Origin of the sequence: Tistrella mobilis, assembly GCF_041468085.1 — a bacterium.
Classification (GTDB): domain Bacteria; phylum Pseudomonadota; class Alphaproteobacteria; order Tistrellales; family Tistrellaceae; genus Tistrella; species Tistrella mobilis_A.
Map to the genome: position 1 here is coordinate 2359011 of NZ_CP121017.1, position 26624 is coordinate 2385634.

General features: G+C 66.7%; 25 protein-coding genes. 17 read left to right on the forward strand and 8 right to left on the reverse strand.

What is annotated here, in order from left to right; translation table 11 throughout:
- The first annotated feature begins 29 nt into the window (after positions 1 to 29).
- Together P7L68_RS16480 and P7L68_RS16485 are read left to right on the forward strand one after the other, a co-directional pair.
- On the forward strand, positions 30 to 833 hold the full coding sequence (locus P7L68_RS16480; RefSeq protein ID WP_372006704.1) for an enoyl-CoA hydratase/isomerase family protein: 804 nt from the start codon (positions 30 to 32) through the stop codon (positions 831 to 833).
- Positions 833 to 1303, forward strand: a complete 471-nt coding sequence (locus P7L68_RS16485) for a helix-turn-helix domain-containing protein (protein WP_372006705.1) — start codon at positions 833 to 835, stop codon at positions 1301 to 1303. Before P7L68_RS16480 ends, P7L68_RS16485 begins: the two co-directional genes overlap by 1 nt.
- On the opposite strand, the gene P7L68_RS16490 is transcribed toward P7L68_RS16485, so the two are convergent.
- A complete protein-coding gene (locus P7L68_RS16490; RefSeq protein WP_372006706.1) occupies positions 1207 to 2187 on the reverse strand; it encodes a hypothetical protein in 981 nt (326 codons plus the stop codon). The genes P7L68_RS16485 and P7L68_RS16490 overlap by 97 nt on opposite strands.
- A gap of 92 nt (positions 2188 to 2279) precedes the next feature.
- Entirely contained in the window at positions 2280 to 2666 is a 387-nt protein-coding gene (locus tag P7L68_RS16495) for a septum formation initiator family protein (RefSeq protein WP_372006707.1), read from the reverse strand.
- A 383-nt stretch (positions 2667 to 3049) separates the two neighbouring features.
- On the opposite strand from P7L68_RS16495, the gene urtA reads away from it, so the two are divergent.
- From urtA to ureG, 12 genes are all read left to right on the forward strand, one after another.
- The gene (gene urtA / locus P7L68_RS16500) at positions 3050 to 4321 is read left to right on the forward strand and encodes an urea ABC transporter substrate-binding protein (protein ID WP_372006708.1); all 1272 of its coding nucleotides are present in this window, start codon (positions 3050 to 3052) and stop codon (positions 4319 to 4321) included.
- Between the two features lie 267 nt (positions 4322 to 4588).
- Complete coding sequence (gene urtB, locus P7L68_RS16505) at positions 4589 to 6328, forward strand: urea ABC transporter permease subunit UrtB (RefSeq protein ID WP_372006709.1); 1740 nt, start codon at positions 4589 to 4591, stop codon at positions 6326 to 6328.
- A gap of 120 nt (positions 6329 to 6448) precedes the next feature.
- The gene (gene urtC / locus P7L68_RS16510; protein WP_372006861.1) at positions 6449 to 7534 is read left to right on the forward strand and encodes an urea ABC transporter permease subunit UrtC; all 1086 of its coding nucleotides are present in this window, start codon (positions 6449 to 6451) and stop codon (positions 7532 to 7534) included.
- The gene (gene urtD, locus P7L68_RS16515; RefSeq protein WP_372006710.1) at positions 7531 to 8334 is read left to right on the forward strand and encodes an urea ABC transporter ATP-binding protein UrtD; all 804 of its coding nucleotides are present in this window, start codon (positions 7531 to 7533) and stop codon (positions 8332 to 8334) included. Before urtC ends, urtD begins: the two co-directional genes overlap by 4 nt.
- 15 nt (positions 8335 to 8349) lie before the next feature.
- Positions 8350 to 9045, forward strand: a complete 696-nt coding sequence (gene urtE, locus P7L68_RS16520; protein ID WP_372006711.1) for an urea ABC transporter ATP-binding subunit UrtE — start codon at positions 8350 to 8352, stop codon at positions 9043 to 9045.
- 18 nt (positions 9046 to 9063) lie between these two features.
- Entirely contained in the window at positions 9064 to 10020 is a 957-nt protein-coding gene (locus tag P7L68_RS16525) for an urease accessory protein UreD (protein ID WP_372006712.1), read from the forward strand.
- Positions 10021 to 10087: 67 nt separating this feature from the next.
- Positions 10088 to 10390: an urease subunit gamma gene (locus tag P7L68_RS16530; RefSeq protein WP_372006713.1), complete on the forward strand. Its 303-nt coding sequence runs from the start codon at positions 10088 to 10090 to the stop codon at positions 10388 to 10390.
- 73 nt (positions 10391 to 10463) lie between these two features.
- Complete coding sequence (locus P7L68_RS16535) at positions 10464 to 10799, forward strand: urease subunit beta (protein ID WP_372006862.1); 336 nt, start codon at positions 10464 to 10466, stop codon at positions 10797 to 10799.
- A 4-nt stretch (positions 10800 to 10803) separates the two neighbouring features.
- Positions 10804 to 12513: an urease subunit alpha gene (locus tag P7L68_RS16540; RefSeq protein WP_372006714.1), complete on the forward strand. Its 1710-nt coding sequence runs from the start codon at positions 10804 to 10806 to the stop codon at positions 12511 to 12513.
- 111 nt (positions 12514 to 12624) lie between these two features.
- On the forward strand, positions 12625 to 13467 hold the full coding sequence (locus P7L68_RS16545) for a hypothetical protein (RefSeq protein ID WP_372006715.1): 843 nt from the start codon (positions 12625 to 12627) through the stop codon (positions 13465 to 13467).
- A 7-nt stretch (positions 13468 to 13474) separates the two neighbouring features.
- Positions 13475 to 14230, forward strand: coding sequence for an urease accessory protein UreF (locus tag P7L68_RS16550; RefSeq protein ID WP_372006716.1), 756 nt, complete (start codon positions 13475 to 13477; stop codon positions 14228 to 14230).
- The gene (gene ureG / locus P7L68_RS16555) at positions 14227 to 14943 is read left to right on the forward strand and encodes an urease accessory protein UreG (protein WP_372006717.1); all 717 of its coding nucleotides are present in this window, start codon (positions 14227 to 14229) and stop codon (positions 14941 to 14943) included. Before P7L68_RS16550 ends, ureG begins: the two co-directional genes overlap by 4 nt.
- A 574-nt stretch (positions 14944 to 15517) precedes the next feature.
- On the opposite strand, the gene P7L68_RS16560 is transcribed toward ureG, so the two are convergent.
- Positions 15518 to 16504 (reverse strand): FkbM family methyltransferase, encoded by a 987-nt coding sequence (locus P7L68_RS16560; RefSeq protein WP_372006718.1) that lies wholly within the window; start codon positions 16502 to 16504, stop codon positions 15518 to 15520.
- Here P7L68_RS16560 and P7L68_RS16565 point away from each other — a divergent pair.
- The gene (locus tag P7L68_RS16565) at positions 16503 to 17021 is read left to right on the forward strand and encodes a PAS domain-containing protein (protein WP_372006719.1); all 519 of its coding nucleotides are present in this window, start codon (positions 16503 to 16505) and stop codon (positions 17019 to 17021) included. The genes P7L68_RS16560 and P7L68_RS16565 overlap by 2 nt on opposite strands.
- 313 nt (positions 17022 to 17334) lie before the next feature.
- Here the strand turns inward: P7L68_RS16565 and eno are convergent, their stop codons facing one another.
- From eno to tpiA, 5 genes are all read right to left on the reverse strand, one after another.
- Positions 17335 to 18624: a phosphopyruvate hydratase gene (eno, locus tag P7L68_RS16570; protein WP_372006720.1), complete on the reverse strand. Its 1290-nt coding sequence runs from the start codon at positions 18622 to 18624 to the stop codon at positions 17335 to 17337.
- A 130-nt stretch (positions 18625 to 18754) separates the two neighbouring features.
- Entirely contained in the window at positions 18755 to 19609 is an 855-nt protein-coding gene (gene kdsA, locus P7L68_RS16575; protein WP_372006721.1) for a 3-deoxy-8-phosphooctulonate synthase, read from the reverse strand.
- Positions 19610 to 19652: 43 nt separating this feature from the next.
- Positions 19653 to 21287, reverse strand: a complete 1635-nt coding sequence (locus P7L68_RS16580) for a CTP synthase (RefSeq protein ID WP_372006722.1) — start codon at positions 21285 to 21287, stop codon at positions 19653 to 19655.
- A gap of 204 nt (positions 21288 to 21491) precedes the next feature.
- Positions 21492 to 21917 carry a preprotein translocase subunit SecG gene (secG, locus tag P7L68_RS16585; protein WP_372006723.1) on the reverse strand — a complete coding sequence of 142 codons (426 nt, stop codon included), beginning with the start codon at positions 21915 to 21917 and terminating at the stop codon, positions 21492 to 21494.
- 88 nt (positions 21918 to 22005) lie between these two features.
- Positions 22006 to 22764: a triose-phosphate isomerase gene (tpiA, locus tag P7L68_RS16590; RefSeq protein WP_372006724.1), complete on the reverse strand. Its 759-nt coding sequence runs from the start codon at positions 22762 to 22764 to the stop codon at positions 22006 to 22008.
- A 355-nt stretch (positions 22765 to 23119) separates the two neighbouring features.
- On the opposite strand from tpiA, the gene P7L68_RS16595 reads away from it, so the two are divergent.
- Complete coding sequence (locus P7L68_RS16595) at positions 23120 to 25033, forward strand: SurA N-terminal domain-containing protein (RefSeq protein ID WP_372006725.1); 1914 nt, start codon at positions 23120 to 23122, stop codon at positions 25031 to 25033.
- Between the two features lie 71 nt (positions 25034 to 25104).
- Positions 25105 to 26622 carry an anthranilate synthase component I gene (gene trpE / locus P7L68_RS16600; protein WP_372006726.1) on the forward strand — a complete coding sequence of 506 codons (1518 nt, stop codon included), beginning with the start codon at positions 25105 to 25107 and terminating at the stop codon, positions 26620 to 26622.
- Positions 26623 to 26624: the final 2 nt, after the last annotated feature.

Below are 26624 nucleotides of genomic sequence, written 5' to 3' on the forward strand. Positions count from 1 at the left end.
CCCATCATTGATCGGGAGGCCTCGGTACAATGTGCGACGATCTGGTGCTGTATGCGGTTGAGGACGGAATCGCCCGCATCGTCATGAACCGGCCAGAGGCGCTGAACGCCCTCGACGACCGGCTCAACCAGGCCTTGGCCGGAGCCTGGGAGCGCTTCGCCGCGGATGACGCGGCAGATGTCGCCGTTCTCTCGGGCGAAGGCCGGGCCTTCTGCACGGGCGCCGATCTGAAAAGCTTCATTCCGCGCTGGAAGGGCGCCGACATGATGGCCCCGCGACGTCATGCGCCGACGGGCATCGGTGGCGGGCTCACCCGGGGTCGTCATCGCCTGGCCAAACCGGTGGTGGCCGCACTGCACGGCCACATCATCGGCGGTGGGTTCGAACTTGCCCTCGCCTGCGATATCCGCATCGCCGCGGAAGACGCAATCTTCGGCGTGTTCGAGCTGCGCTACGGCCTGCATCAAGGGGATGGCGGACTGGTGCGGCTCTCAGCCATCGCCGGGATCGGCACGGCACTCGACCTGACCCTCACCGGCCGGCCCGTCGATGCCGCGGAAGCACTGCGCCTGCACCTGGTCTCCAGGGTCGTGCCGCGCGCAGACCTCGCGGACGCGGCGCTGGAAACAGCTGCACGCATCCGGGATAACGGCCGCGCCGCCGTCCGCTCGGCCAAGGAGACCGTGCTGGAGTTGATCGGCCGGCCGCTCGATGATGCCCTCAGGCTGGAAACGCTCTACGGCTACTCAAGCCTCGGCGATTTCAGCGAGGCCGGACCGAGACTCGCCCGCTTTCTCGACAAGACGTCCCGGCCTGAGGATGGAGACCGGTGATGGCAGCCAGGCTCGTCGGCCAGGCAGACGTGATGCTTGGCCACAAGATCAAGCGGCTGCGCCGCTTGCACGGTCTCAGCCAGAGCGACGTCGCCGATGTTCTGGAGATCACCTTCCAGCAGGTGCAGAAATACGAGCGGGGCGTCAACCGCATTCCAGCCGCAGCAATTCCGGTGCTTGCACGGTTGCTGAATACCACGGCGAACCATCTGCTCGACGCCGATGATCTCCGGCGGACACACGTGGCCGATGATCGCGAGGTAATAGCGCTGCAGGCCGCGCTTTCGACGCTGCCTGCAGATTCACCCGCCCGTCAGCAGTATCTGAAAGCTGTTGCCGCACTTGCGGCCGCCATCCGTGCCACCGGCGACGATCAGCAGGCACTGAACATGGTCGACAAGACCGGCCGGGTCTCCGTGTCGGGCGCCGGCACGACGTCGTCGGTTATGCCCCAATCGGCCAGGTCATAGACCGCGCCATGGACCGTGCCCCGACCGGTGGCGAAGGTCATCTTGCGGCTCAGCACGTCGTTCCGCCATTGGGCAGCCGCGTGATTGGCGATGACCTGCGCGAAAGCCGCACGACAGGCGGCGTTGTCGAGGCCTGTCATATCGACGGCCAGCAGGTCGGTCGAAACCGCGCTGCTCACCCCGGTCTGCACTGCGACGTCGAACCAGAAAGCGATATCGAGCAGCGAGACCTGCCTGCCCGGCATATACCGGTCGATATAGCCGACCGCACGGCCGAACCACGTCGCAAAGGCATGATCCATCTGAACCGCCTTGGCAGCCCCCCGGCCACCCAGTGCGGAGAAGTAGCCCGCCCAGGGCGCAACCAGCTGCGTATTGTCGGCACCTGTCGAAATCGTCTTCGCCCAATCGACGGCGGCCTGACCGCGCAGTGGCAGGGCCTGCATTAACTGGCCGTATTCGGCGCCGAAAATGCCGGCGATCAGCCCCGGAGCCCTGGTCTCGATATCCGAGAACAGCTCCTGCAACGCGCCCGAGGACAGGGTAAAGCCGAGAATGCCCCAGGTGAGCCCCCCGGAATCGAAGGCCCCCACCACGCCGGTGAAATAGGTCCCCTCGAAGGCAACGGTCGGATTCAACACCCGGTCGAAGGCGGTAAGCGGCCCCAGCGCCGAGAGGCGCTGCCACTGGTCCTCGGAGAATGTGGGAGAGGACGGGAAGCCATTTCTGGCTTGCCAGTCATTCATGGCACGAGCGCTCGCCGGTCCAAACCGCCCATCGACGATCAGCCGCGCGCCGTCGCGGTCCAGCAGGGTCTGAACGGCATCCGCGAGCGGGCCGGATATCCTGGCTCGCCCCTGGGTAGCGGTGGAGAAGTAGATCATCGCGGCAACAGCCCCCTCCCGTGATCCATCAAGGGAGAGCCTAGCGCAAAACGCCCCGACCTCCAATCACGGGTGGTCACATGGCAGTGCCGTCAGCGCGCTGCCTCGGGCAGCACATCCAGAACACTCGGCGTTCCGGAACCTGATGGGGCTGGAGCAGCCTGTTCCTGCGCGGCTTCCGGAGTGACGGGAGCAGCCGCGTCGTAAAATTCCACGCGATCGCGCGCATCGGTATACCCGAGCACCCGGCGCACCTGCTCGTCGAGCATGTCGGGATCCAGGCTTTCCGCCCGCATCAGGGCGACCTGCTTTTCAAGCCGCTGCCGCTCCGCCCGGGCATCGTCGAGCTGATGGTCGAGCGCCGCCAGCTGCTGGCGCATCTGCAGCCAGGCAACGACCCCACGGTCGCCCTGGACGGCATGGAAGGCAAAATAGCTGACCAGGCACCCCCAGAAAATCTGGGGCGCGATCTGGCGCAAGCGGCGCGTTATGTCCCTCTGCATCGACATGGGGTGCATGGAATCACGCAGTCGTCACGGCGTCAATCGGCCTTCGCCGGCGCACTGCACCCCGACAGATATTTGTCATTCCCTGTTGCCCGGGCGCCGCGCGCTCCTTGCCTGCGCGACCCGTCACAAATATGGCTAAATTTTAACCATGCCATGTCATCTGACGGTTTTTTGAGCGAACCCAACACCGTTCGGACACCTGCGCGCCTGTCGCCACCTACGTAATCTTCCCCGGAGAGAATCGCGGAGCCCTGCGGACATGAGGAACAAGATCTCCTACTTGGGCATGTTTGGTCCGCTTCTTGCTGAATTTGTCCATGGATCGGAACAACGCGCCCTACCGGAGGCCGTCTATGAAACTCATCGTCCGCACCATCGCCAGCGGCGCCATTCTCGCCGCAGCCGCCGTCAGCACCGCCACTGCCGCAGAACCCATCAAGGTGGGCGTGCTGCACTCGCTGTCGGGCACCATGGCGATCAGCGAGACCACCCTCAAGGACACCGTGCTGATGCTGGTGGACGAGGTGAACAAGAGCGGCGGCCTGCTTGGCCGGCCGCTTGAAGCGGTCGTCGTCGATCCGGCGTCGAACTGGCCGCTGTTCGCCGAGAAGGCCCGCGAACTGATCGAAAAGGACAAGGTGGACGTCGTCTTCGGTTGCTGGACGTCGGTGTCGCGCAAGTCCGTCCTGCCTGTATTCGAAGAACTGGACAGCCTGCTGTTCTATCCTGTGCAGTACGAGGGGGAGGAAAGCTCGCGCAACGTCTTCTATACCGGTGCCGCCCCCAACCAGCAGGCCATCCCGGCCGTCGAATACCTGATGAGCGAGGATGGCGGGGCGGCCAAGCGCTGGGTTCTGCTCGGCACCGACTATGTCTACCCGCGCACGACCAACAAGATCCTGCGGGCTTTCCTGAACTCCAAGGGTGTCTCGGATGGCGATATCATGGAGAGCTATACGCCCTTCGGCCACAGCGACTGGCAGACCATCGTCTCTGACGTGAAGAAGTTCGCCAGCGCCGGCAAGAAGACCGCCGTGGTCTCCACCATCAACGGCGATGCCAACGTGCCGTTCTACAAAGAACTGGCCAACCAGGGCATCGATGCCGCCGACATTCCGGTGGTTGCCTTCTCGGTGGGCGAGGAAGAACTGGCCGGCCTCGACACCGGCCCGCTGGTCGGCCATCTGGCTGCCTGGAACTATTTCATGTCGGTCGACACGCCCGAAAACGCCGAGTTCATCAAGAAGTGGCACGCCTTCATCAAGAGCGACAAGCGCGTCGTCAACGACCCGATGGAGGCGACCTATATCGGCTTCAAGATGTGGACGCAGGCCGTTCTGCAGGCCGGCACCACGGATGTGGACGCCGTGCGTCAGGCCATGTACGGCCAGACGGTGCCGTCGCTGACCGGCACCACGGCCGTGATGAACGTCAACCACCACCTGTCGAAGCCGGTGCTGATCGGCGAGATCCAGGGTGACGGCCAGTTCTCGACGGTGTGGAAGACCGACGGGCCCATCGTGGGCGACGCCTGGTCCGACTACATCCCGGAAAGCGCCAAGCTGACGGCCGACTGGACCTATCCCTGGGTCTGCGGCAACTGCGAAACGCCCAAATACAAGTGATGCGCTGACATCACGGCTGCCCCACCGGGCCACGCCGCCCGTGGCCCGGTGGGGCAGCAACCTTCACGGAAAGTCTTCACCGATCGGACGGTGGCCCGTGCCGCCCGATCGCGGAGGACGGGGCTTCGGCAGCCTGTCTGCGGCCGCGGTACGCTCTCCCGCCGTCGGAGCATCACGCAGGCCGAAGCCCCACCCTGCCAATGCCGCCCCGGGTCGGCCGGTGAGTTCGCCGGCAGCATCCTGACGCGGTCGCAGAAGACGAGCCCGATGCCCGGACAAGCGATATCTCCCCGCCGGCCCGCCGGCGGCCCCGCCACGCTGCTGCGCGCGCTCGCGCTGGCCGCGGTGCTGCTGATCCTGCCGTTCGCCACCGGCCCATCCACTTTCTCACCCGTAGGCATGGCCGTCGCGCAAACCGCTGACGACGCCCCCACGGCGGAAGAAGATGCACAGCTGCGCGCAGCACTCGCAACCGAGGGCAGCGGCTTCGACGGCGCACTTGCGCTTATCCGCGCCCTGGCCGCCACCGGTGATGCCCGTGCAGCCCGTGCGATCGACGCCCTTCAATCCGGCAGCCTCGGCCGGCGCAGCGACGGCAGTCTGGTGATTCTGGAAGGTCGTGCCAGCGACGCCAGCATGCGTGATCCGGTAACCGGCGAGGATCTCGGCAAAGCGGAGGCCGGCCAGGTCGATCGGATCCGGGTCAACAACCGTGTGCGGGTCGAAGCCCGCGCTGCGATGGGCCTGATCGACCTCAGGGCCAAAAGGCCGGAACGCCGGATTGCTGCCGCAGACGGGCTGGTCAAGACTCCGGACGCCGCTGCCCTGCCACTGCTCACGCAAGCCATCGAGACCGAGACCAACGGCCGGGCCCGCGAAGCGCTGACCAAAGCACTGGCCGCCGTGCAGGCCTTTTATGCCGAAAACCCGGAAGAGCGGCTCCAGGCGATCGAAACTCTCGGCGACTATGCGGATCCGCAGGTCCGCAGCCTGCTCGGCCGGATCGCCGACGGCACGCCCGAAGGTCTGCCGCCGGATGCCGCCCAGGCGGTCAAGGGCGCCGCGATCGATGCGCTCGCCGCCGTGGAAGCCAAGCTCGAAATGTGGGCCCTGGTCGGCAACGTCTATCAGGGGCTGAGCCTCGGCTCCGTGCTCGTCCTTGCCGCCACCGGTCTTGCCATCACCTTCGGCGTGATGGGCGTGATCAACATGGCCCATGGCGAGATGGTCATGCTCGGCGCCTATACGACCTTTCTGGTTCAGCAGGGCATCGCAGCCGCCGCACCGGCCCTGATGCCGGTCTCGCTGCTGATCGCCCTGCCCGCGGCCTTTCTGGTGTCGGGGGCCGCGGGCTTCGCGATCGAGCGCAGCGTGATCCGCTGGCTCTACGGTCGGCCGCTCGAAACCCTGCTTGCGACCTGGGGGCTCAGCCTGATCATTCAGCAGGCGGTACGGTCAGTCTTCGGGCCCACCAACCGGGAGGTCTCCAGCCCCGACTGGATGAGCGGCGCCTTCGAGATCGCCGGCGGTATCACGCTGACCTATAACCGGCTCTGGATCCTGGCCTTCTCCCTGGTCGTAGTGGCGGGCGTCGCCCTGCTGCTGCGCAAGACCTCCCTCGGCCTGCATGTCCGCGCCGTCACCCAGAACCGCGCCATGGCCTCGTCCATGGGCATCCGCACCGGCCGGATCGACGCGCTGACCTTCGCGCTCGGTTCCGGTATCGCCGGCATTGCCGGCGTGGCGCTCAGCCAGATCGACAATGTCAGCCCCAATCTCGGCCAGGGCTACATCATCGACAGCTTCATGGTGGTGGTGTTCGGCGGTGTCGGCACGCTCTGGGGCACACTGATCGGCGGTTTCGCCCTGGGTGTGGTGAACAAGCTGCTGGAACCCTTCGCCGGTGCGGTGCTCGCCAAGATCCTGGTGCTGATCGCGATCATCCTGTTCATCCAGAAGCGGCCGCGCGGTCTGTTCGCGCTCAAGGGCCGCGCGGTGGAGGCCTGACCCATGGCATCGACCACCGAACCCACCACCGCTCCCCGTCAGGCCTTGCGCGGGCTGGCGCGCGGCCCGCGCAGGCCGATCCTGCTGGCCCTGCTCGGCGATCGCGGCGGGCTGATCTTCATGGGGCTCATCGCAGCCTCGGCCGTGCTGATGCCGATCTCGGCCCTGGTGCTGCCCGCGGAGCATCCGCTGGCGATCCCGTCCTACATGGTATCGCTGTTCGGGAAGTATCTCTGCTACGCGCTGCTCGCACTCGCCCTCGACCTGGTCTGGGGCTATTGCGGCATCCTCAGTCTGGGACACGGCGCCTTCTTCGCCCTCGGCGGCTATGCCATGGGCATGCATCTGATGCGCGAGATCGGCCCGCGCGGCGTCTATGGCAACCCGATCCTGCCCGATTTCATGGTCTTCCTGAACTGGCAGGAACTGCCCTGGTACTGGTACGGCTTCGACATGGCATGGTTTGCGATCCTGATGGCGCTGGTCGTCCCCGGCCTGCTCGCCTTCGTGCTCGGCTGGCTGTGCTTCCGCTCACGGGTGACCGGCGTCTATCTGTCGATCATCACCCAGGCCATGACCTACGCCCTGCTGCTCGCCTTCTTCCGCAACGACATGGGCTTCGGCGGCAATAACGGCCTCACCGACTTCAAGGACCTGTTCGGCTACAGCCTTCAGGCACCCGAGATGCGGGTGGCACTCTATTCCGCCACCGCCATCGCCCTGGTCGGCGCCTATGCGCTCTCGCGCATCGTCGTCACATCGAAGCTCGGCAAGGTGCTGGTCTCGATCCGCGACGCCGAAAGCCGGGTGCGCTTCCTGGGTTACCGGGTGGAGCACTACAAGCTCTTCGTCTTCGTCCTCTCGGCCATGCTGGCCGGCATCGCCGGCGCGCTCTATGTCCCCCAGGTCGGCATCATCAATCCGGGCGAGTTTGCACCTGCCAACTCGATCGAGGCCGTGATCTGGGTGGCGGTCGGCGGCCGCGGCACGCTCTGGGGCGCCGCCCTCGGCGGCATCACGGTCAATTGGGCCAAGACCTGGTTCACCGGCGCCCTGCCCGAATTCTGGCTCTTCGCGCTCGGAGCGCTCTTCATTGCGGTGACACTGTTCCTGCCCAAGGGGCTGGTGGGCAGACTGCCTGCCTTCCCCTCCTTCGGCCGCCGTCGCGAGAGTGCTTCCCCTGCCGTCACGGAGGATCGCGGATGACCGTGCACACCGCCGACCTGCTGGCCGATACCGGCACCGCGCCCGACGGTACCCGCAATCCCAGAGGCAGCGCTCTCTATCTCGACGGCGTGACCGTCAGCTTCGACGGCTTCCGGGCGCTGAACGAACTGTCGCTGGTGGTCGATCATGGCGAGCTACGCGCCGTGATCGGCCCCAACGGCGCCGGCAAGACCACCATGATGGACGTGATGACCGGCAAGACCCGGCCGGACAAGGGCAAGGTCCTGCTCGACGGCTCGATCGACCTCACCAGACTCGACGAGGCGCGCATCGCAACCCTCGGCATCGGCCGCAAGTTCCAGAAACCCAGCGTCTTCGAAACCCACACGGTGGTCGACAATCTGGAACTCGCCCTTGCCGGCGACCGCAGCCCGTTCGCCGCGCTCAAATTCCGGCGAACGGCCGAGAAGGCGGCGCGAATCGAGGCGGTTCTGGAAGACATCGCCCTCGCCCATCGCGCTCACGAGCCCGCAGGCCGGCTCAGTCATGGCCAGAAACAATGGCTGGAAATCGGCATGCTGCTGATGCAGCAACCGCGGGTGCTGCTGGTCGACGAGCCGGCGGCCGGCATGACCGATGCCGAGACCTCGCAGACCGCCGTGCTGCTGAAGCGCCTGGCGCAGTCTCATGCGGTAATCGTGGTCGAACACGATATGGGCTTCGTGCGTGATCTGGACTGCAAGGTGACCGTACTGCACGAAGGCTCGGTGCTCGCCGAAGGCTCTCTCGACCATGTCCAGGCCGACCAGCGGGTCGTGGACGTCTATCTCGGCCGCTGACGGAGGCTCGCCCCCATGCTCGACGTTCATGCGCTGGATGTGCATTACGGTTCGGCCCAGGCGCTCAAGGGCGTCTCGATCGAGGCGCGCGCTGGCGAGATCACCTGCGTGCTCGGACGCAACGGCGTCGGCAAGACCACGCTGATGCGTGCCATCACCGGTCATCTGAAACCCTCGGCCGGCAGCATCAAGCTGGATGGCGCCGATCTCGCCGGCCGCGCGCCCTATGACCGGGCCCGATCCGGCATCGGTTTCGTGCCGCAGGGCCGCGAGGTGTTTCCCCTGCTGACGGTGGAAGAGAACCTGCGCACCGGCCTCGCCGCCCGGCCGCGCAAGCTGGAGCGGAAGATCCCCGACGACATCTTCGCGCTCTTCCCCGTGCTCAAATCCATGCTCGGCCGGCGGGGTGGCGACCTGTCGGGCGGACAGCAGCAGCAGCTCGCCATCGGCCGCGCGCTCGTCACTGCGCCAAAACTGTTGGTCCTGGACGAGCCGACCGAGGGCATCCAGCCCTCGATCATCAAGGATATCGGCCGGGTGATCCGGCTTCTCGCCCGGGAACGGGGGCTTGCAGTGGTGCTCGTGGAGCAGTATTTCGATTTCGCCCAGGAGCTTGCGGATCGCTTCATCGTGCTGGATCGCGGTGAGGTCATCGCCGCCGGAGACGGGGCGGCCCTCGACGACGACATCCGTCGCCACCTCACCGTCTGATACCGGTAGCCCCCGAAGGTGCAGATTCCCAAAGACGATGCGGCTCGTGCCCGGCGCGCCGCCCTGGATCACGGCCGTTTGACCCTGGTGATGGGCCCCGCCCCCACGGCCAGGCGTGGCCTGCGCGACCTTGTCCAGCAGGTGCCCTATCGGGCGCTCTTCCCCCATGCCGAGCCTGGTGAGCCACCGATGGTGGTGGTCACCAGCACCTCCGGCGGCATCGTCGGCGGCGACCGGCTGGGCCTCGACGTGACGGTCCAGGACGGCGCCCGGCTGCTGCTGATGCCGCAGGCGGCAGAGCGGGTCTATCGCACCACCGGCCCGGTCTCGACCATCGACAACCTGTTCCGGATCGGCAGCGGCGCCAGCTTCGAGTGGCTGCCGCAGGAAACGATCATCTACGATCAGGCGCGTTTCGAGCGCCGCACCCGGCTGGTGCTTGCCGATCACACCTCTCATGCGCTGTTCGGCGAGATGCTCGTGCTGGGGCGGACTGCCCATGGCGAGAGCGTCATGCGTGCCCGATTGCGCGATGCCTGGGCAGTCGAGCGTGCAGGAAGGCTTCTGCTCGCCGATGCCTTCGATATTGCCGAGGAGGATTTCGCTGCGGCCCTCACCAGCCCGTCGGCGCTGGGCGGCATGACCGCAATCGCAGGATTCTGCGGGATCGGCAGTTCCGACGAAGCCGCACGCCAGGCGCTCCGCGACCGGCTGCGGCAGGAGCTGGAGGCAGCCGAAGGTCCGGAACCGGCTTTCGGCACGAAACATGCATCGAATTCGGCAGGGTCTGTTGCGGATCCGGATGCTCTGACCCGCCCCGTGGTGGGGATCGGTCTGGTCGACGGGTGTCTGGTGGTGCGGATGGCGGGGAGAGATGCCGCCCGTCTGAAACGGGTCTTCGATCGGCTGTGGGTGGTGGCGCGATCGGAACTTCTTCATCATCCACCGCGTTTACCGCGCATCCGCCGCGGCTGAACCGAAACCCGCCCGTCAGAGGCGACAGGTTGAACGATACAGGGAATGGCCAGGGAGCGTCCGCCGCATGCATCTGAGCCCTCGGGAAACGGAAAAACTGCTGATCGCCATGGCGGCAGAGGTGGCGCGTAAGCGCCGTGCCCGCGGCGTGAAGCTCAACTATCCGGAAGCAATTGCGCTGATCACCGATTTCGTGGTCGAAGGCGCCCGCGACGGCCGCAGCGTCGCTGATCTGATGGCGGCCGGCGGCCGGGTACTCACCCGCGACGAGGTGATGCCCGGCATTCCCGAGATGATCGAGCAGATCCAGGTCGAAGCGACCTTCCCCGACGGGACCAAGCTGGTCACCGTCCACAACCCGATCCGCTGAGGGCATCAGGATGACCGAGACCACCCTGCCCCTCTCTTCCGCGGACGCGCCGTTTTCGCCCGATGCCGAGGGTCTGGCCCCCGGTGCGATCATCCCTGCCGCCGGTGTGATCACCCTCAATGCCGGCCGCCCGACCGTAGAGATCGAGGTTGCCAATACCGGTGACCGGCCGGTGCAGGTCGGGTCGCACTATCATTTCTACGAGACCAATACCGGCCTCGTTTTCGATCGTGCCGCAGCCTGGGGCATGCGGCTCGACGTTCCCGCCGGCTCGGCAGTCCGCTTCGAGCCCGGTCAGACCCGCAGCGTGCGCCTGGTCGCCTATCAGGGTGACCGCGTGGTGCATGGTTTCGACGGCAAGGTGTCGGGCGCGCTTGGCGCCGCAGCGCCCAAGGGCGGGGAGGGCTGAACACATGGCCTACGAGATCGATCGCGTTTCTTATGCCGCCACCTACGGTCCGACCGTGGGCGACCGGGTGCGCCTGGCCGACACCGAACTGGTGATCGAGGTCGAGGAAGACCGGACAATCTATGGCGAGGAGGTCAAGTTCGGCGGCGGCAAGGTGATCCGCGACGGTATGGGCCAGTCGCAGCGCACCCGTGCCGATGGTGCCGCCGACACCGTCATCACCAATGCCCTGATTCTCGACCATACCGGTATCATCAAGGCGGATGTCGCCCTGCGCAGCGGCCGGATTGCCGCGATCGGCAAGGCGGGCAATCCCGACATCCAGCCCGGCGTCGACATCGTCATCGGCCCCGGCACCGAGATCATCGCCGGCGAGGGACGAATCCTGACAGCCGGCGGCATCGACGCGCATATCCACTTCATCGCACCCCAGCAGGCGATCGACGCAATCGCAAGCGGTGTGACAACCATGATCGGCGGCGGCACCGGCCCTGCAGAGGGCACCTTCGCGACCACGGTCACGCCCGGCCCCTGGCACATGATGCGCATGATCCAGGCAGCCGCAGACCTGCCGGTCAATGTCGGTTTCCTCGGCAAGGGCAATGCCAGCCGGCCGGAAAGCCTGATGGAGCAGATCGAAGGTGGCGCCTGCGGCCTGAAGCTGCACGAAGACTGGGGCACCACGCCCAAGGCGATCGACACCTGCCTGACCGTCGCCGACCTGATGGACGTGCAGGTGGCCATCCACACAGACACGCTCAACGAGAGTGGCTTCGTGGAACGGACCATCGCCGCCTTCGCCGGCCGCACCATCCACGCCTATCACACCGAAGGCGCCGGCGGCGGCCACGCGCCCGACATCATGAAGGTGGCAGGGCTCGCCAATGTGCTGCCCTCCTCCACCAACCCCACCCGACCCTATACGGTGAACACCATCGACGAGCATCTCGACATGCTGATGGTGTGCCATCACCTCGACCCCTCGATCCCGGAAGATGTCGCCTTCGCCGAAAGCCGCATCCGTCGCGAGACCATCGCGGCGGAGGACATTCTCCATGACCTGGGAGCCATCTCGATGATCTCGTCGGACAGCCAGGCCATGGGCCGGGTGGGCGAGGTGATCATCCGGACCTGGCAGACTGCCGACAAGATGCGCCGCCAGCGCGGCAGGCTGTCAGGCGAGACCGGTGACAACGACAATCTCCGCGCCCGTCGCTATGTCGCCAAATACACGATCAATCCGGCCCGCGCGCACGGGATCGATGCCGAGGTCGGATCGGTCGAGGTCGGCAAGCTGGCCGATCTGGTACTCTGGAAGCCGATGTTCTTCGGCGTGAAGCCGGACATCGTGCTCAAATCCGGCAGCATCGCCTATGCGGCGATGGGCGATCCCAACGCCTCGATCCCGACGCCGCAGCCGGTGATATACCGGCCGATGTTCGGGGCGATGGGCACTGCGCGCACGGCATCCTGCCTGACCTTCGTCTCTGGTGCCGCCCTCGCCTCAGGCCGTCTCGGCGCGATTGCAGGTGGCCGGCAGCTCTCGGCCGTGCGTGGCACCCGGACGGTCACCAAGGCGCAGATGGCGCTCAACGACGCCTGCCCGGTGATCGAAATCGACCCCGAAACCTACGAAGTCCGCGCCGATGGCGAGGTCCTGGTTTGCGAGCCGGCAGAGGTGCTGCCGCTGGCCCAGCGCTACTTCCTCTTCTGACACAGAATTTACAGGGAGATACACCGAAAGATCACCGATCAAACCCCCCGTCCCGATGCACGATCCGCATGCGACAGCCGCATCGCGTCGCCACGCAGGAGACCGGTTCCCATGAAGATGACCCAGCTTTCCGCCACTGCCGCCGCCGTCGAGAAGATCACGCCCCTGATTCCGGAGGTCCCTCAGTCGGTCATGCCCAGGGCCGTGCAGGTGGTGACCGCCGCTTTGCCGGTTCTGGGATCCGATGCCGCCTGGGGCACCATCACCCTGCCGCATGCCGACCGTCATCGCCGGCGGATCCGGCTTGCCACCGATGACGGCCGCGCTTTCCTTCTGGATCTGCGCGAGGCCGTAAGGTTGGCGGATGGCGACCGGCTGATGCTGGATCAGGGCGGCCATGTCGTGGTCCGGGCTGCGCCAGAGGCGGTGATCGAGGCCGAAACGGCGGACCGTCGAGATCTCGTCCGCATCGCCTGGCACCTGGGCAACCGGCATGTTCCGCTTGCTGTGACCACCCACGTCGTAACGCCGCGACTGCTCATCTCCCGGGACCTGGTCGCACGCGATCTGCTCGGCCGCCTGGGCGCACATCTGACGGAAACGGTAGCACCCTTTGATCCCGAACCAATACTGGGCGCCGCCGGGATGGCCGCGGGTGAAGATCCCGGCCACAGCCATGATCACGGGCATGGGCATCACGACCACGGCCATGCCACGAAGGTGACCACAGCCGTCGATCTGGTTGGCGGCACAGGTGCCGACACGGCCCGCGCCGCCTGGCAGATCGGCAACCGCCATCGGCCGGCGCAGGTGGTCGACGGCTGGCGGATCCGCACGGCGGATGAGCCGCTGGTCCGCCGTATCGCCGCCGCCCTGGGTTTGCGGATCCTGCCCGCCGCGGACACCTTCGAGCCTGAACCCGGTGCCTATGCCGATCACGCCCATCACCACTGATCCTGCCATGACCACCGAAGGACAGGTTCTGCTGTATGGCTGGCCGGGTGGCCCGGAGGCCCCCTTAGTGGCGGCAGGCCCACGGGCTCTGCACCGGCTGCTTGCCTGGACCAGCCCCAGCTTCCCCATCGGGGCCTTCAGCTACAGCCATGGGCTGGAACAGGCGATCGAGGATGGCACAGTCGGCACGGCAGAGACCCTGGCCGGCTGGATCGGTGGCGTCCTGCGTTTCGGGGCCGGGCGGACCGATGCCGGCTTCGCCGTGCGTGCAGCCCGCCAGGCACAGGCGGGTGACATGGCCGGGCTCGTCGAGACCGCGATCGTCTCCTCAGCCCTGACGCCTGCCGGCGAGCGGGCATTGGAAGCGCGACAGCAGGGTCGGTCATTTCTGGAAGCCGTGGCGCGTGGCTGGGCGCTGAACGAAGCCGCGGACTTGGCGGCACGGCTCGACGCCGCAGAAGTACCGGCCACCCTGCCGATCGCCGCGGGCGCCTGCGGCGGATGGGCAGGTCTGCCCGAAGACATGCTGATCGAAGCCTTCGTTCACGCTTTCGCCGCCAATCTCGTCTCCGCCGGGGTCCGGCTGGTGCCACTGGGACAGACCGATGGCCAGCGGGTGCTGGCAGCGCTGGGTCCCGTGATCGGTGCGGTGGCCGCTGCGGCCCGCGCCGGCCCCGAGGCCGCTCCGGGTGGGGCTGCGATCCTCGCCGACATTGCCGCTCTCAGACACGAAACCCTTTATTCCAGGCTGTTCCGCTCATGACGACGCTCGCCCCCGCGCCCATCCCGCTCACCCCTCAGGGCAGCTCCCGGCCGTTGCGCATCGGCGTCGGTGGCCCCGTCGGCTCCGGCAAGACCGCCCTTCTCGAAGTGCTCTGCCGCAGGCTGCGCGACAGCTATCGGATCGCGGCGATCACCAACGACATCTACACCCAGGAGGACGCGCAGATCCTGACCCGGGCCGGCGCCCTGGCGCCGGAGCGGATCATGGGGGTGGAAACGGGCGGATGCCCGCATACCGCCATCCGGGAAGATGCCTCGATCAACCTCGCGGCCGTGGCCGAGATGAGCATACGCTTTCCCGATCTCGAACTCATCTTCGTTGAAAGCGGCGGCGACAATCTGTCGGCCACTTTCTCGCCCGAACTTGCCGACATCACGATCTATGTGATCGACGTGGCGGCAGGCGAGAAGATCCCGCGCAAGGGCGGCCCCGGCATCACCCGCTCGGATCTGCTGGTGATCAACAAGGTCGATCTGGCCCCCCTGGTCGGCGCCGATCTCGGGATCATGGAGCGGGATGCCGCCCGCATGCGCGGCCGCCGCCCCTTCCTGTTCACCAACATGAAGAGTGGCGCCGGAGTCGACGCCCTGATCGCCCGCCTGCTGGACCTGGGCGGGCTGGATGATCGTCTCGGCGTGTCGTCCGCGGCGCCGCTGGATGTCGCAGCGGCCAGAGCCGAGGCCGCTGCCTGATACGGATCAGAACCGGACGACGCCACCACGGCCGGGCACCGGGACGTGGTCGTTCGGCTGGAGCGTCGTGCGCGGCCCCATTGCGGCCTGGGTCGACCAGACCCCTCGCAGATAGACGAGAAGCGCCGTCACCGTGGCGAGTTCACCCGGTGTGAAGACAGCCTGTCGCTACCCGTTTCGCCGTGGCTGCTCTGTGTGGCGCTCTATCTGGCCAAGCTGGTCACGATGGTCGTCTTCAGGCAGCAGGTCAGCGCCCGAGTACTCGACCACGAGTCGCAGCGACGGAGGGCGGACTGGATCTCACCGCAACCGGGCTACAGGCGCCGGTTGCGGGTCTTGTGTTCGCCGATGCCGTCAAGGCACGCACCACGCCTGGGGAGCAGGGAGCAGGGAGTAGGCCAGTGTGATGGGTTTGCGGCAGCTGGGTACACCACCCTCGGGCCCGCATGCTGCTATCCCCAGCGACAGCACCACGATACGGGCTGTCTGTGAAGGCTTTGCGCGCGACGGATGTGACGCCCCGCTGCCCTGAGCAGACCTGTTCCATACAGGGAGGGAGCCGGAACCAACGGGATCAGGCGGAGATCACCGGACCGTAAGCCGCCTCCAGCCGGGCCAGGGGCTCCGGCCGTGCGACGAAAATGAAGTTGTTGACATAGACCCTGTCCGGCAGCCGGCGGGTTCCTTCTGCATTCAGGGCCGAGCAATCCTGAAGCCGGGCGATATCAAAACCCGCCATATCATGCAGACGACCGTCAAGCAGATAGAGGCCGCGATAGCCGATCGGCCCCAGCAATGCCTGAAGCTCCGCCAGGGTGCCCGGGGTATGGCGCTCTTCGGCCTCAATCAGCAGGGTGGGCCGATTCGCCTTCAGAGTCTCGATGGCTCCGCGAAGTGCCGTGCCCTCGAAGCCCTCCACGTCGATCTTGACGAATCCCACGCGTCGACCGCGGCCGATATCTGCCTTGAGATCGTCAAGCCGCCGGACAGCGACGGCAATGTGCAGCATGCCCGGCGTACTGACGCTTCGCACGGCCTCCTCCTTCATTGAGGCGAGGCCGGATCCGGCCTCGGGCACATGCAACACCGCTTCTCCCTCGGCATCACCGAGCGCCATCGGCATGAGCACCAGCCGCCCCTCGCGAAAATCCCGGGCGAAGCGGGCTTTCAGCACCTTGCTCATGGTCGGATTCGGCTCGAAGGCCACGACGCGTCCGGCGGTCTGCAGCATGGGCGCCGTATAGGCGCCGTAATTGGCGCCGATGTCATAGGCATCGGCATCCGCCTCGGCCAGAATCGGCACCAGCTCCAGTTCCTTCTCGCCGTAATCCGGGGCCATACGGTCGCGGAAGTCTATCAACCGGGCATAGAGCCGGGGCATCCGTCGTTCGATGATGGTTTTCAGGCCGGCCACGGCAGAGAATCCCTTGATCGTATGAGCGATAACGACGAACTCCCTAATCATAACACGGTTGTCGGCAGGGAGGATGTCTATCGATGCCGCAGTGCGACAGCATGGGATACTTGCCCCGGGGCCCGGGCCAGCCGATGATCGGATCATGACCCAGAGATCCGCAGATACCAGCTTCGATGGCCGAGGCCCCCACGCCCCAGATCCACGGATCCAGGCGCTGATCGCCTATTGGCGATCACGGCGCATGGGACGCCCGATACCGCTCAGACGGGATTTCGATCTGCTGGTCGATATGCCAAGGGTTCTCCCCAGCCTTCTGATCATCGAGCGCATGGCCGATGGCGCCTTCCTGCACCGCTATGTCGGCAGCGTCATCGTCGCCCTGGCCAAACGCGATGCCACCGGCCATCTCGTCGACGGTATCTGGTACGGCCATCGCTGCGCCGACATCCTGCGCGCCTATGATCGTGCGATTGATGAGGGCACCCTCATCTGGGGCGTCGATCGCGCAACCTGGCCGGATGGAGAGTGGCGCATGGCAGAGTGGCTGATCATGCCGCTTGCCCGCGTGGATGGCACGCCGGCCTGGATCGCCACCTATACCGTCGTGCTTGACGGGCCGGTGACGTCATATCGGCCGCAGGTTCGCATCCTGAGAGACTGATACCGTCGCCGCTGCCACCGGAAATGCTGGACCAGGATCGAGCCGATGATGCCACCGGTGTCACCTTCTTCGGTCGTCAGATGACGGCGCGGGGCCGGGCCGGCCTCTTCGCTGGCAGCATCGGCGCCGGCATCGCCGGCCAGGATGCCGCTGACATCGGGCGAGCTGCCACTTCTCGTGCTTCTGCTGCCGCCCGGCGGCATGGTTGCGCTGGCACTTACCCCCTGCCGGGCCCCGGCCTGCGCCCGAAGACGGCGAAGGCCCGTCCGGATCACTCCGAACGGGCCTCCAGACAGGTCCTGATCGCCGACGATCAGCGGCGCGCGAGGGCCTTCAGCGCCCCGCGACCGGCGTAATAGCCGGTGTCACCCAGGATTTCCTCGATACGGATAAGCTGGTTGTACTTCGCCAGACGATCCGAGCGCGACAGCGAGCCGGTCTTGATCTGGCCGCAATTGGTGGCAACCGCCAGATCGGCGATGGTGGTGTCCTCGGTCTCGCCCGAGCGATGCGACATCACCGCCGTGTAGCCGGCACGATGGGCCATATCGACCGCACGCAGCGTCTCGGTCAGGGTACCGATCTGGTTGACCTTGATCAGGATCGAGTTCGCAAGGCCCTTCTCGATGCCCTCGGCCAGGATCTGCGGGTTGGTCACGAACAGGTCGTCGCCGACCAGCTGGACCTTGCCGCCGATGGCCCGGGTCAGTGCTGCCCAGCCGTCCCAATCCTGCTCGGCCATGCCGTCCTCGATCGACACGATCGGGTAGCGCGCGACCAGATCCTCGTAGAAACGGACCATGTCGTCGGCGCCGAGCACCCGGCCTTCGCCGTCGAGATGATACTTGCCGTCCTTGAAGAATTCGGACGAGGCCGCGTCGAGCGCCAGCACCACATCCTCACCCGGAGTGTAGCCGGCAGACTCGATCGCCTTCATGATGAAGTCGATGGCCTCGGCATTGCTGCCAAGATTGGGGGCGAAGCCGCCCTCGTCGCCGACATTGGTGTTGTGGCCGGCCGCCGACAGCTGCTTCTTCAGGTGGTGGAACACTTCGGCGCCCGTACGGATGGCATCGGCGATGCTGTCCGCGGCCACCGGCATGATCATGAATTCCTGGATGTCGATCGGGTTGTCGGCATGGGCACCGCCGTTGATGATGTTCATCATCGGGACCGGCAGAGTATGCGCCATGACGCCACCGACATAGCGGAAGAGCGGCCAGCCGGCCTCTTCCGCCGCGGCCCGGGCAACGGCCAGGCTGACGCCCAGGATCGCGTTGGCGCCCAGGCGCGACTTGTTCTCGGTGCCGTCCAGCTCGATCAGCGCCTGATCGATACCGATCTGGTCCTCGCCGTCATAGCCGATCAGTTCGTCCGAAATCTCGCCCATCACGGCTTCGACGGCCTGCTCGACGCCCTTGCCCAGATAACGGGCCGTGTCGCCGTCGCGCTTCTCGACCGCTTCGCGGCTGCCGGTGGAGGCGCCGCTCGGCACGGCGGCACGGCCGATCGCACCGCTTTCCAGCTCGACATCGACCTCGACGGTCGGGTTGCCGCGGCTGTCGAGGATCTCGCGGGCACGAATATCGACGATGGCAGTCATGGGATGTCTCGCTCTCCGTTCAGGGCAAGGGGCCGGGGCAGACTGTCGAGGACAGCAGGCTGTCGACAGAAGGTAGGCAGGACGAGAATGAACGCCGCCCGTGACGATCAGGTGTCGGGGCGGCAAAAGATCAGACGGCCAGCGGACGGGCCTTGGCGGCCGCATCGAAAACCATCCAGTCGGCGACCATATCGGGCAGCGCCTTCAGAGGTACCATGTTCGGGCCGTCGCTCGGCGCCTTGTCGGGGTCGGGATGGGTCTCGGCGAAAATCGCCGCCACGCCGACCGCCGCCGCCGCACGCGCCAGCACGGGCACGAATTCCCGCTGCCCGCCGCTGCGCCCGCCCAGGCCGCCCGGCTGCTGGACCGAATGGGTGGCATCGAACACCACCGGGCAGCCGGTGCGGGCCATGATCGGCAGGCCGCGATAATCGGTCACCAGGGTGTTGTAGCCGAAGCTGACCCCGCGCTCGGTCAGCATCACATTGGGATTGCCGGCGGCATCCAGCTTGGCGACCACATTGGTCATGTCCCAGGGCGCCAGGAACTGGCCCTTCTTGACATTGACCACCCGGCCGGTCTTTGCCGCCGCGACCAGAAGATCGGTCTGGCGGCACAGGAAGGCCGGGATCTGCAGCACATCCACCGCCTCGGCGGCGATGGCACACTGTTCGGGCAGATGCACGTCGGTGAGCACCGGCAGGCCGGTTGTCTCGCGGATCTCGGCGAAGATCGGCAGCGCGTCTTCAAGGCCGAGGCCGCGCTCGGCACTGGCCGAGGTGCGGTTGGCCTTGTCGAAGGAGGTCTTGTAGATCAGACCGATGCCGAGCTTTTCCGACATCTCCTTCAGCGCCGCCGAGACCTCAAGCGCATGGGCCCGGCTCTCCAGCACGCAGGGGCCGGCGATCAGCACCAGCGGCCGGTCATTGGCGATCTCGAGCGCGCCGACGCGCACGCGACGCATACCGTTCTGGGTCTCGGTCATCTCGGGCCTTCCATGGGATGTCCGCAGGAGGGGAATGTGTCGGTCAGACGAGCCGCGACTGCTCCATCGCCGCACGAACGAAGGACACGAACAGCGGATGCGGCTCGAAGGGACGCGACTTCAGCTCAGGATGGAACTGAACACCGACGAACCAGGGATGATCCGGCAGTTCCACGATCTCGGGCAGCACACCATCGGGAGAGAGGCCCGAGAAGCGCAGGCCCGCTGCCTCCAGCCGGTCACGGTAGTTGACGTTCACTTCCCACCGATGGCGGTGCCGCTCGGCGATCCGATCCGCATTGCCATAGATGGCGGCGGCACGGCTGCCCGGCAACAGGGTGCAGTCATAGGCGCCGAGACGCATCGTGCCGCCCAGATCACCGCCCGCGCTACGGGTTTCGGTCGAGCCGTCACCCCGCGACCATTCGGTCAGAAGACCCACCACCGGTTCCTCGGTCGGACCGAACTCCGTCGAGGACGCCTTCGGCAGGTCAGCCAGATGGCGGGCAATCTCAATCACCGCCATCTGCATGCCGAAGCAGATGCCGAAATAGGGAATACGCCGCTGCCGCGCGAAGGTGACCGCCGCGATCTTGCCCTCGGCGCCGCGCTCGCCGAAGCCGCCGGGGACCAGAATGCCGTGCACACCTTCCAGATGCAGCATGGCGTCGTCACGCTCGAACACCTGCGCATCGATCCACTTCAGGCGGACCTTGACGTTGTTGGCGATGCCACCATGGGTCAGCGCTTCGTTGAGCGACTTGTAGGCGTCCATCAGCTCGACATACTTGCCGACGACCGCAATGGTCACTTCGCCCTCGGGCCGCTTGATCCGGTCGACCACCCGTTCCCAGCCCGAAAGGTCGGGCCGTGGCGCGCCGGTGATGCCGAAAGACTTGAGCACCTGGGTGTCGAGCCCGTGCTCGTGATAACGGATCGGGACCTCGTAGATGGTCTCGACGTCGTAGGCCGGCACCACCGCCTCTTCGCGCACATTGCAGAACTGCGCGATCTTGCGGCGATCGGAGGCAGGGATTTCGCGGTCGCAGCGCACCAGCAGGATGTTCGGCTGGATACCGATGCCGCGAAGCTCCTTCACCGAATGCTGGGTCGGCTTGGTCTTCAGCTCGCCGGCCGCCTTGATATAGGGCACCAGCGTCACATGGATGAACACCGCCCGCTCGGGGCCCAGCTCGTTACCGAGCTGACGGATGCTCTCCATGAAGGGCAGGCTTTCAATGTCACCGACCGTGCCACCGATTTCGCAGAGCACAAAGTCGTGCGCCTCAGCATCGGCCAGGATGAATTCCTTGATGCAGTCGGTGACGTGCGGGATCACCTGCACGGTGCCGCCCAGATAATCGCCCCGGCGTTCGCGCGCAATCACCTCGGAATAAATCCGACCTGAGGTCACGTTGTCGTTGCGCCGGGCAGCGACGCCGGTGAAACGCTCGTAATGGCCGAGATCGAGATCGGTTTCGGCGCCGTCATCGGTGACGAAGACCTCGCCGTGCTGATACGGGCTCATGGTGCCCGGATCGACGTTGAGATAGGGGTCGAGCTTGCGAAGGCGGACACGGTAGCCGCGGGCCTGCAGCAGCGCGCCCAGCGCCGCCGAGCCCAGACCCTTGCCCAGCGAGGAAACCACGCCGCCGGTGATGAAGATGAAACGCGTCATGGGAGAAGCTCGTCCTGGTCTTTGGCGCGGGGGCGCGCCGGACGTCGATCAACGGGCGAAGGCCACGCTCCTAAAGCGCGGCCCGGCCGGCGATCGACACACCGGCCCGTCCTCGAAGTCCTTGAGCGGACCTGCCCCGACGGGCCCGGTCCATCAAGCTCCGAGCCCCGCGGCCGAAGCGGCGCGGGGCCCGAAGCAGTGTCGTCAGTTGGCGGCCGGGGCGGCCGGTGCCGAAGGCGGCGTCACCGTGTCGCCCGACGGCGCCGGTGCCGCAGGCGCGGCCGGCGTTTCAGCGGGCGCGGCCGGCGCCACGGGCGCGGTCGGCGTCGCCGGGGTGATCGGCGCTGCCGGACCTGCGGGCGCAGTGGTGTCGATGCGGTCGAGGACCGAGCCACCCCGGTTATGAGTGCCGCCGAGGATGGCGAGGCCCAGGCTGGTCAGGATGAACAGCGTGGCCAGCACGGCGGTCGCGCGGGTCAGCAGATTGGCCTGGCCGCGCACCGACATCAGCCCGCCGCCGCCACCGCCACCGCCGATGCCGAGCGCACCGCCTTCGCTGCGCTGCAGAAGAATCGTGATGATCAGCGCGATCGCCAGCAGCAGGTGGATGACCAGCAGAACACTTTCCATGGGGCGTGTGGTCCGTTCTCGAAAGTGTGGTCGCGAGGCCCGGAGTTCTGCCGGACCGCACGGGTTTCGTCAGGGGGGAGCCGCCGCCTCAGCGGGCCGGCGCCGCCGCCCCGATTGCCAGGAAGTCTGCGGCCTTGAGACTGGCACCGCCGACCAGGGCACCGTCGACATCGTCGACGCCCAGAATCTCGGCCGCGTTGCCGGGCTTCACCGAACCGCCATAGAGGATGCGGATGCCCTGGGCGGCATCGCCGAAGCGCGCCGCCAGACGTGCACGGATCGCACCATGCACCGCACGGATGTCGTCAGTGGTGGGCACGAGACCCGAGCCGATCGCCCAGACCGGCTCATAGGCCACGACCAGACGGTCGGCCGAGGCGGAAGCAGGGACGGAACCGTCGACCTGCGCCTCCACCACGGCCACGCCCTGGCCGGCCTTATACTGCTCCAGAGTCTCCCCGACGCAGATGATCGGAACGAGCCCTGCGGCTGCCGCCGCTTCCGCTTTCGCAGCCACCACGGCATCGGTTTCGCCATGATCCTGGCGCCGCTCCGAATGACCGACGATAACATAGGTGCAGCCGACATCCTTGAGCAGGACGGCGGCATGGTCACCGGTATGGGCGCCGGACGCCTTCGCATGGCAGTCCTGGCCACCCAGAGCAACGCGCGAGCCGCGGATGGCCTCACCCACGACGGGCAGCAGCGCGGCGGGCGGGCAGACGGCAAACTCGGCAGCCAGACCGTCTGCGCCCGCGGCAACTTCGGCCGCAAGCGCACGGCCATCGGCCACCAGCATGTTCATCTTCCAGTTCCCGGCGACCAGCGGCGTCGGACGATGCGGCATACCCGGTAGCTCCCGTTAATCTTAAGAGGCGGCTGCGGAAACGAGTCGATCTCTTGGCCGGTCCGGCACGCCACGGTCGCCGGCGGGTTTGCGGAGCGGCCATCATCGGTCGTCAGGTCCACGCACGCATTCACGCCCGGCAAACGCGTCTTCGCGTCCGGTCGGGGCTGCTATAACACGCCTCGCAGGGCATTTCCAGTCGGTGCGGCGGCACATAACGCAGGCCCGACATGCGGCAGGCGGGTTTCAAGATTGCGACGCGGAGGTCCCGCCTTCTATTATGCGCGCGACCGTGACCCCGGCCATGCCCCTATGCCGTGCCGCCGGGCCGAACAGAGATCAGGATCCGTCCCGCATGCTTAACCAGCTTCGCACCGCGTCCCGCCACTGGCTGTTCCGCGTGTTCCTTATCGCGCTTGCAGCCAGCTTCGCGGTCTGGGGAATCGGCGACATCTTCCGCGGCCGCAATTCCACCGTCGTGGCCGAGGCGGGCGGCGTGGAGGTGACACCGCAGGAGCTGGACCGGATCTATCAGGGTGAGATCCAGCGCGCCCGCCAGATCTTTGGTCCGACTTTCGACCAGAACATGGCCCGCAGCATGGGCCTGCTGGAACGGTCGGTGGGCATGGCGGTCGGCGATGCGATGATCCGTGCCGAAACTGCGCGCCTGGGCCTTGGTGTTACCGACGACATGATCGCCCGCTCGATCACCGAGGCGCCTGCCTTCCGCGGCATGGGCGGCCGGTTCGACCGGATGGTCTATGAGCAGGTCCTGGCCCGCAACGGCTACACGCCCGCCACCTATGAGGCTTCGCTTGCGGACGATCTGCGTCGCCAGCAGCTGATCTCGGCCCTGGCTGCTCCCGTCCCGGCTCCCGAGCCGCTGGTGACGCTGGAACACATGTTCCAGGGTGAAAGGCGCCGGCTGATCACGGTGCGGGTCCCGGCCGATCCGGCCATGATCGAGGCGCCGTCGGACGAAATGCTGGCGACGTATTACGACGCCAACAAATCGACCTATGCGATCCCCGAACGGCGGTCGGTCAGTTTCGCGACGCTGACCCCCGAGGTGCTGGCATCCGAGATCACCATCGACGAGCCGGCGCTGCGCGAAGCCTATGAGGCCCATCTCGATCGTTACACCACGCCTGCCACCCGTCAGGTTCTGCAGATGACCTTCCCGGACGAGGCCGCCGCCAGGGCTGCCCGCGATCGGATCGGGGCGGGCGAGTCCTTTGACGATGTGGCAGCGGCGCTCGGCTTCGACGCCTCGACCATCGATCTTGGTGAAGTGACCCGCGAGCAGATGCTGCCCGAGCTCGCCGATGCCGCCTTTGCACTCGACGATGGCGGGGTGTCGGCGCCGGTGCAGAGCCCGCTCGGCTGGCATGTGCTCACCGCCCGCAACATCATCGAGGGCCAGACGCAGAGCTTCGACGACGTGCGCCGCGGGCTTGAAGAGGATCTCAAGCTGGAGCGCGCCCTCGACAAGGTCTATGAGGAAGCGACCCAGATCGAGGATAGCATCGCCGGCGGTGCGACCATCGAGCAGGTCGCCCAGCAGTTCGGCCTTGAGCTGGTGAAGATCGATGCGATCGCGGCCGACGGGACAGACGGCCTCGGCCGTCCGGTCGCCCGTGCGCCCGAAACCGACCGCTTCCCGGCCCTCGCCTTCTCCACCGATCAGGGTGCCACCACGCCGCTGACCGAATGGGAGAACGGCCGCTACTTCATTCTGCGCGTCGACGGCATCACCCAGCCACAGGACCGCCCGCTGGACGAGGTGCGTGAGCGCGTCGTTGCCGACTGGCGTGCCGACGAGGCCCGCAAGCAGGCGACCGATCGCGCGACGAAGCTGGTCGAGGCCGTGAAGAGTGGCGCGGCGCTTGCCGCGGCGGCAGCCGAATTCGGCCTGGATGTCGAGACCCCGCCCGCGATCGACCGCCGCGGCCAGATCGCCGGTGCCGCTGGTGCACAGCCGCAGCGCGCAAATCTGCCGGCCCCGCTGGTCCGTGATGCCTTTGCCGCAAAGACCGGTGATGCCATTGCGGCCGACACCGGCGACGGCAGCCGGATCGTCGCGGTGATCGCCGATGTGATCGTGCCCACGGCACCGGAAGGTGCGGAAGCCGCCGCGCTGGGTGCTCGGCTGGAGCAGGCGCAGTCCCAGAGCATCCTTACCCAATATGAGAAGGTGCTGCGCGCCCGCCATCCCGCCTCCATCAACCAGGGCCTGATCAACCAGATGTACCCGGCTGCCGGCTCCTGAGCCGACCACCACCTGCATCGACCCCAGCACAAGCCCCCGCCCGGCCCCTCTTTGAAAGCACATGGTCGCCCATGGACATCGCGCCCGATTTCGACCGCTTCGCGACGCTCTACGGCGAGGGCCGGGCACAGGTGGTCTCAACCACCCTGGCCGCGGATCTGGAGACGCCGGTCTCGGCCATGCTCAAGCTTGCGGATCGGCGCCCCTATTCCTTCCTGCTTGAATCGGTCGAGGGTGGTGCGGTGCGTGGCCGCTACTCCCTGATCGGCCTGAAGCCCGATCTGATCTGGCGGGTGGTCGACGGCAAGGTCGAGGTCAATCGCGACGCCCGGGCGGATCTCGACGCTTTCGTCCGCGAAGAGGGGGCCGATCCGATCGCCTCGCTGCGGGCACTGATCGCCGAAAGCCGTATCGACCTGCCTGAAGGCCTGCCGCCCATGGCGGCCGGCCTGGTCGGCTATCTGGGCTACGACATGGTTCGCTTCATGGAGCGCATGCCGGCCCCGAAGAACGATGCGCTGGGGATCCCCGACGGGGTGTTCACCCGGCCGACGGTGATGGCGATCTTCGATGCGGTCGACAGCACCGTCACCCTGGTAACGCCCGTCCGCCCTGCCGAGGGCTGCGATGCCGCCATGGCGTGGCGGCTGGCCCGGGAGCGGCTGATGGATGTGGTGGCCGATCTGGGCCGCGGTCTGCCGGTGGGGCTTGCGCCGCCTGCAGCCGATCTCGGACAGGGGGCCGAGCCGCGCTCCAATGTCGGTCAGGAGCGTTTCGAAGAGATGGTGCGGACGGCGAAGGAGTACATCCTGGCCGGCGATGCCTTCCAGATCGTGCCCTCGCAGCGGTTCACCCTGCCCTTCCGGCTGCCGCCCTTTGCCTTCTACCGGTCACTGCGCCGCCAGAACCCCTCGCCCTTCCTGTTCTATCTGGATTTCGGCACCTTCCAGGTGGCAGGGTCCAGCCCCGAGATTCTGGTCCGGGTCCGCGACGAGGTGATCACCGTCCGCCCGATCGCCGGCACCCGTCGGCGCGGCAAGGATGCGGCCGAGGATCAGGCGCTGGCCCATGAACTGGCGGCAGATCCCAAGGAAGTGGCCGAACATCTGATGCTCCTCGACCTCGCCCGCAATGATGTCGGCCGCTTTGCCGAGATCGGCACGGTCAAGGTCACCGAGAACATGATCATCGAGCGCTACAGCGCGGTGATGCACCTGGTCTCCAATGTCGAGGGCCGGCTTTCCAATCGCCATGACGCGCTCGACGCTCTGATCGGCGGCTTTCCCGCCGGCACGGTGTCCGGCGCACCGAAGGTGCGGGCGATGGAGATCATCAACGAGCTGGAGCCGGACCGCCGGGGCGTCTATGGCGGTGGTGTCGGCTATTTCTCAGCCGGTGGGGCCATGGACAGCTGCATCGTGCTGCGCACCGCGGTCATCAAGGATGGCGAGTTGCACGTCCAGGCCGGCGCCGGGGTCGTCGCCGACAGCGACCCGACCTCGGAATATGAGGAAACCCGCGCCAAGGCCCGGGCTCTGATCCGCGCCGCCGGCGAAGCCTGGCGCTATGCCGGCGGTCTGGCCAGGTGACG

Coding starts and splice junctions, on each gene's coding strand:
- P7L68_RS16540 (WP_372006714.1), top strand. CDS start 10,804: ATGGCCTACGAGATCGATCGCGTTTCTTATGCCGCCACCTACGGTCCG.
- tpiA (WP_372006724.1), bottom strand. CDS start 22,764: ATGCCGCATCGTCCGACGCCGCTGGTCGCCGGGAACTGGAAGATGAAC.
- P7L68_RS16595 (WP_372006725.1), top strand. CDS start 23,120: ATGCTTAACCAGCTTCGCACCGCGTCCCGCCACTGGCTGTTCCGCGTG.
- P7L68_RS16550 (WP_372006716.1), top strand. CDS start 13,475: ATGACCACCGAAGGACAGGTTCTGCTGTATGGCTGGCCGGGTGGCCCG.
- eno (WP_372006720.1), bottom strand. CDS start 18,624: ATGACTGCCATCGTCGATATTCGTGCCCGCGAGATCCTCGACAGCCGC.
- urtC (WP_372006861.1), top strand. CDS start 6,449: ATGGGGCTCATCGCAGCCTCGGCCGTGCTGATGCCGATCTCGGCCCTG.
- P7L68_RS16565 (WP_372006719.1), top strand. CDS start 16,503: ATGACCCAGAGATCCGCAGATACCAGCTTCGATGGCCGAGGCCCCCAC.
- P7L68_RS16580 (WP_372006722.1), bottom strand. CDS start 21,287: ATGACGCGTTTCATCTTCATCACCGGCGGCGTGGTTTCCTCGCTGGGC.
- ureG (WP_372006717.1), top strand. CDS start 14,227: ATGACGACGCTCGCCCCCGCGCCCATCCCGCTCACCCCTCAGGGCAGC.
- P7L68_RS16485 (WP_372006705.1), top strand. CDS start 833: ATGGCAGCCAGGCTCGTCGGCCAGGCAGACGTGATGCTTGGCCACAAG.
- P7L68_RS16560 (WP_372006718.1), bottom strand. CDS start 16,504: ATGATCCGATCATCGGCTGGCCCGGGCCCCGGGGCAAGTATCCCATGC.
- urtB (WP_372006709.1), top strand. CDS start 4,589: ATGCCCGGACAAGCGATATCTCCCCGCCGGCCCGCCGGCGGCCCCGCC.
- P7L68_RS16490 (WP_372006706.1), bottom strand. CDS start 2,187: ATGATCTACTTCTCCACCGCTACCCAGGGGCGAGCCAGGATATCCGGC.
- P7L68_RS16530 (WP_372006713.1), top strand. CDS start 10,088: ATGCATCTGAGCCCTCGGGAAACGGAAAAACTGCTGATCGCCATGGCG.
- urtE (WP_372006711.1), top strand. CDS start 8,350: ATGCTCGACGTTCATGCGCTGGATGTGCATTACGGTTCGGCCCAGGCG.
- P7L68_RS16545 (WP_372006715.1), top strand. CDS start 12,625: ATGAAGATGACCCAGCTTTCCGCCACTGCCGCCGCCGTCGAGAAGATC.
- trpE (WP_372006726.1), top strand. CDS start 25,105: ATGGACATCGCGCCCGATTTCGACCGCTTCGCGACGCTCTACGGCGAG.
- urtD (WP_372006710.1), top strand. CDS start 7,531: ATGACCGTGCACACCGCCGACCTGCTGGCCGATACCGGCACCGCGCCC.
- secG (WP_372006723.1), bottom strand. CDS start 21,917: ATGGAAAGTGTTCTGCTGGTCATCCACCTGCTGCTGGCGATCGCGCTG.
- kdsA (WP_372006721.1), bottom strand. CDS start 19,609: ATGACCGAGACCCAGAACGGTATGCGTCGCGTGCGCGTCGGCGCGCTC.
- urtA (WP_372006708.1), top strand. CDS start 3,050: ATGAAACTCATCGTCCGCACCATCGCCAGCGGCGCCATTCTCGCCGCA.
- P7L68_RS16480 (WP_372006704.1), top strand. CDS start 30: ATGTGCGACGATCTGGTGCTGTATGCGGTTGAGGACGGAATCGCCCGC.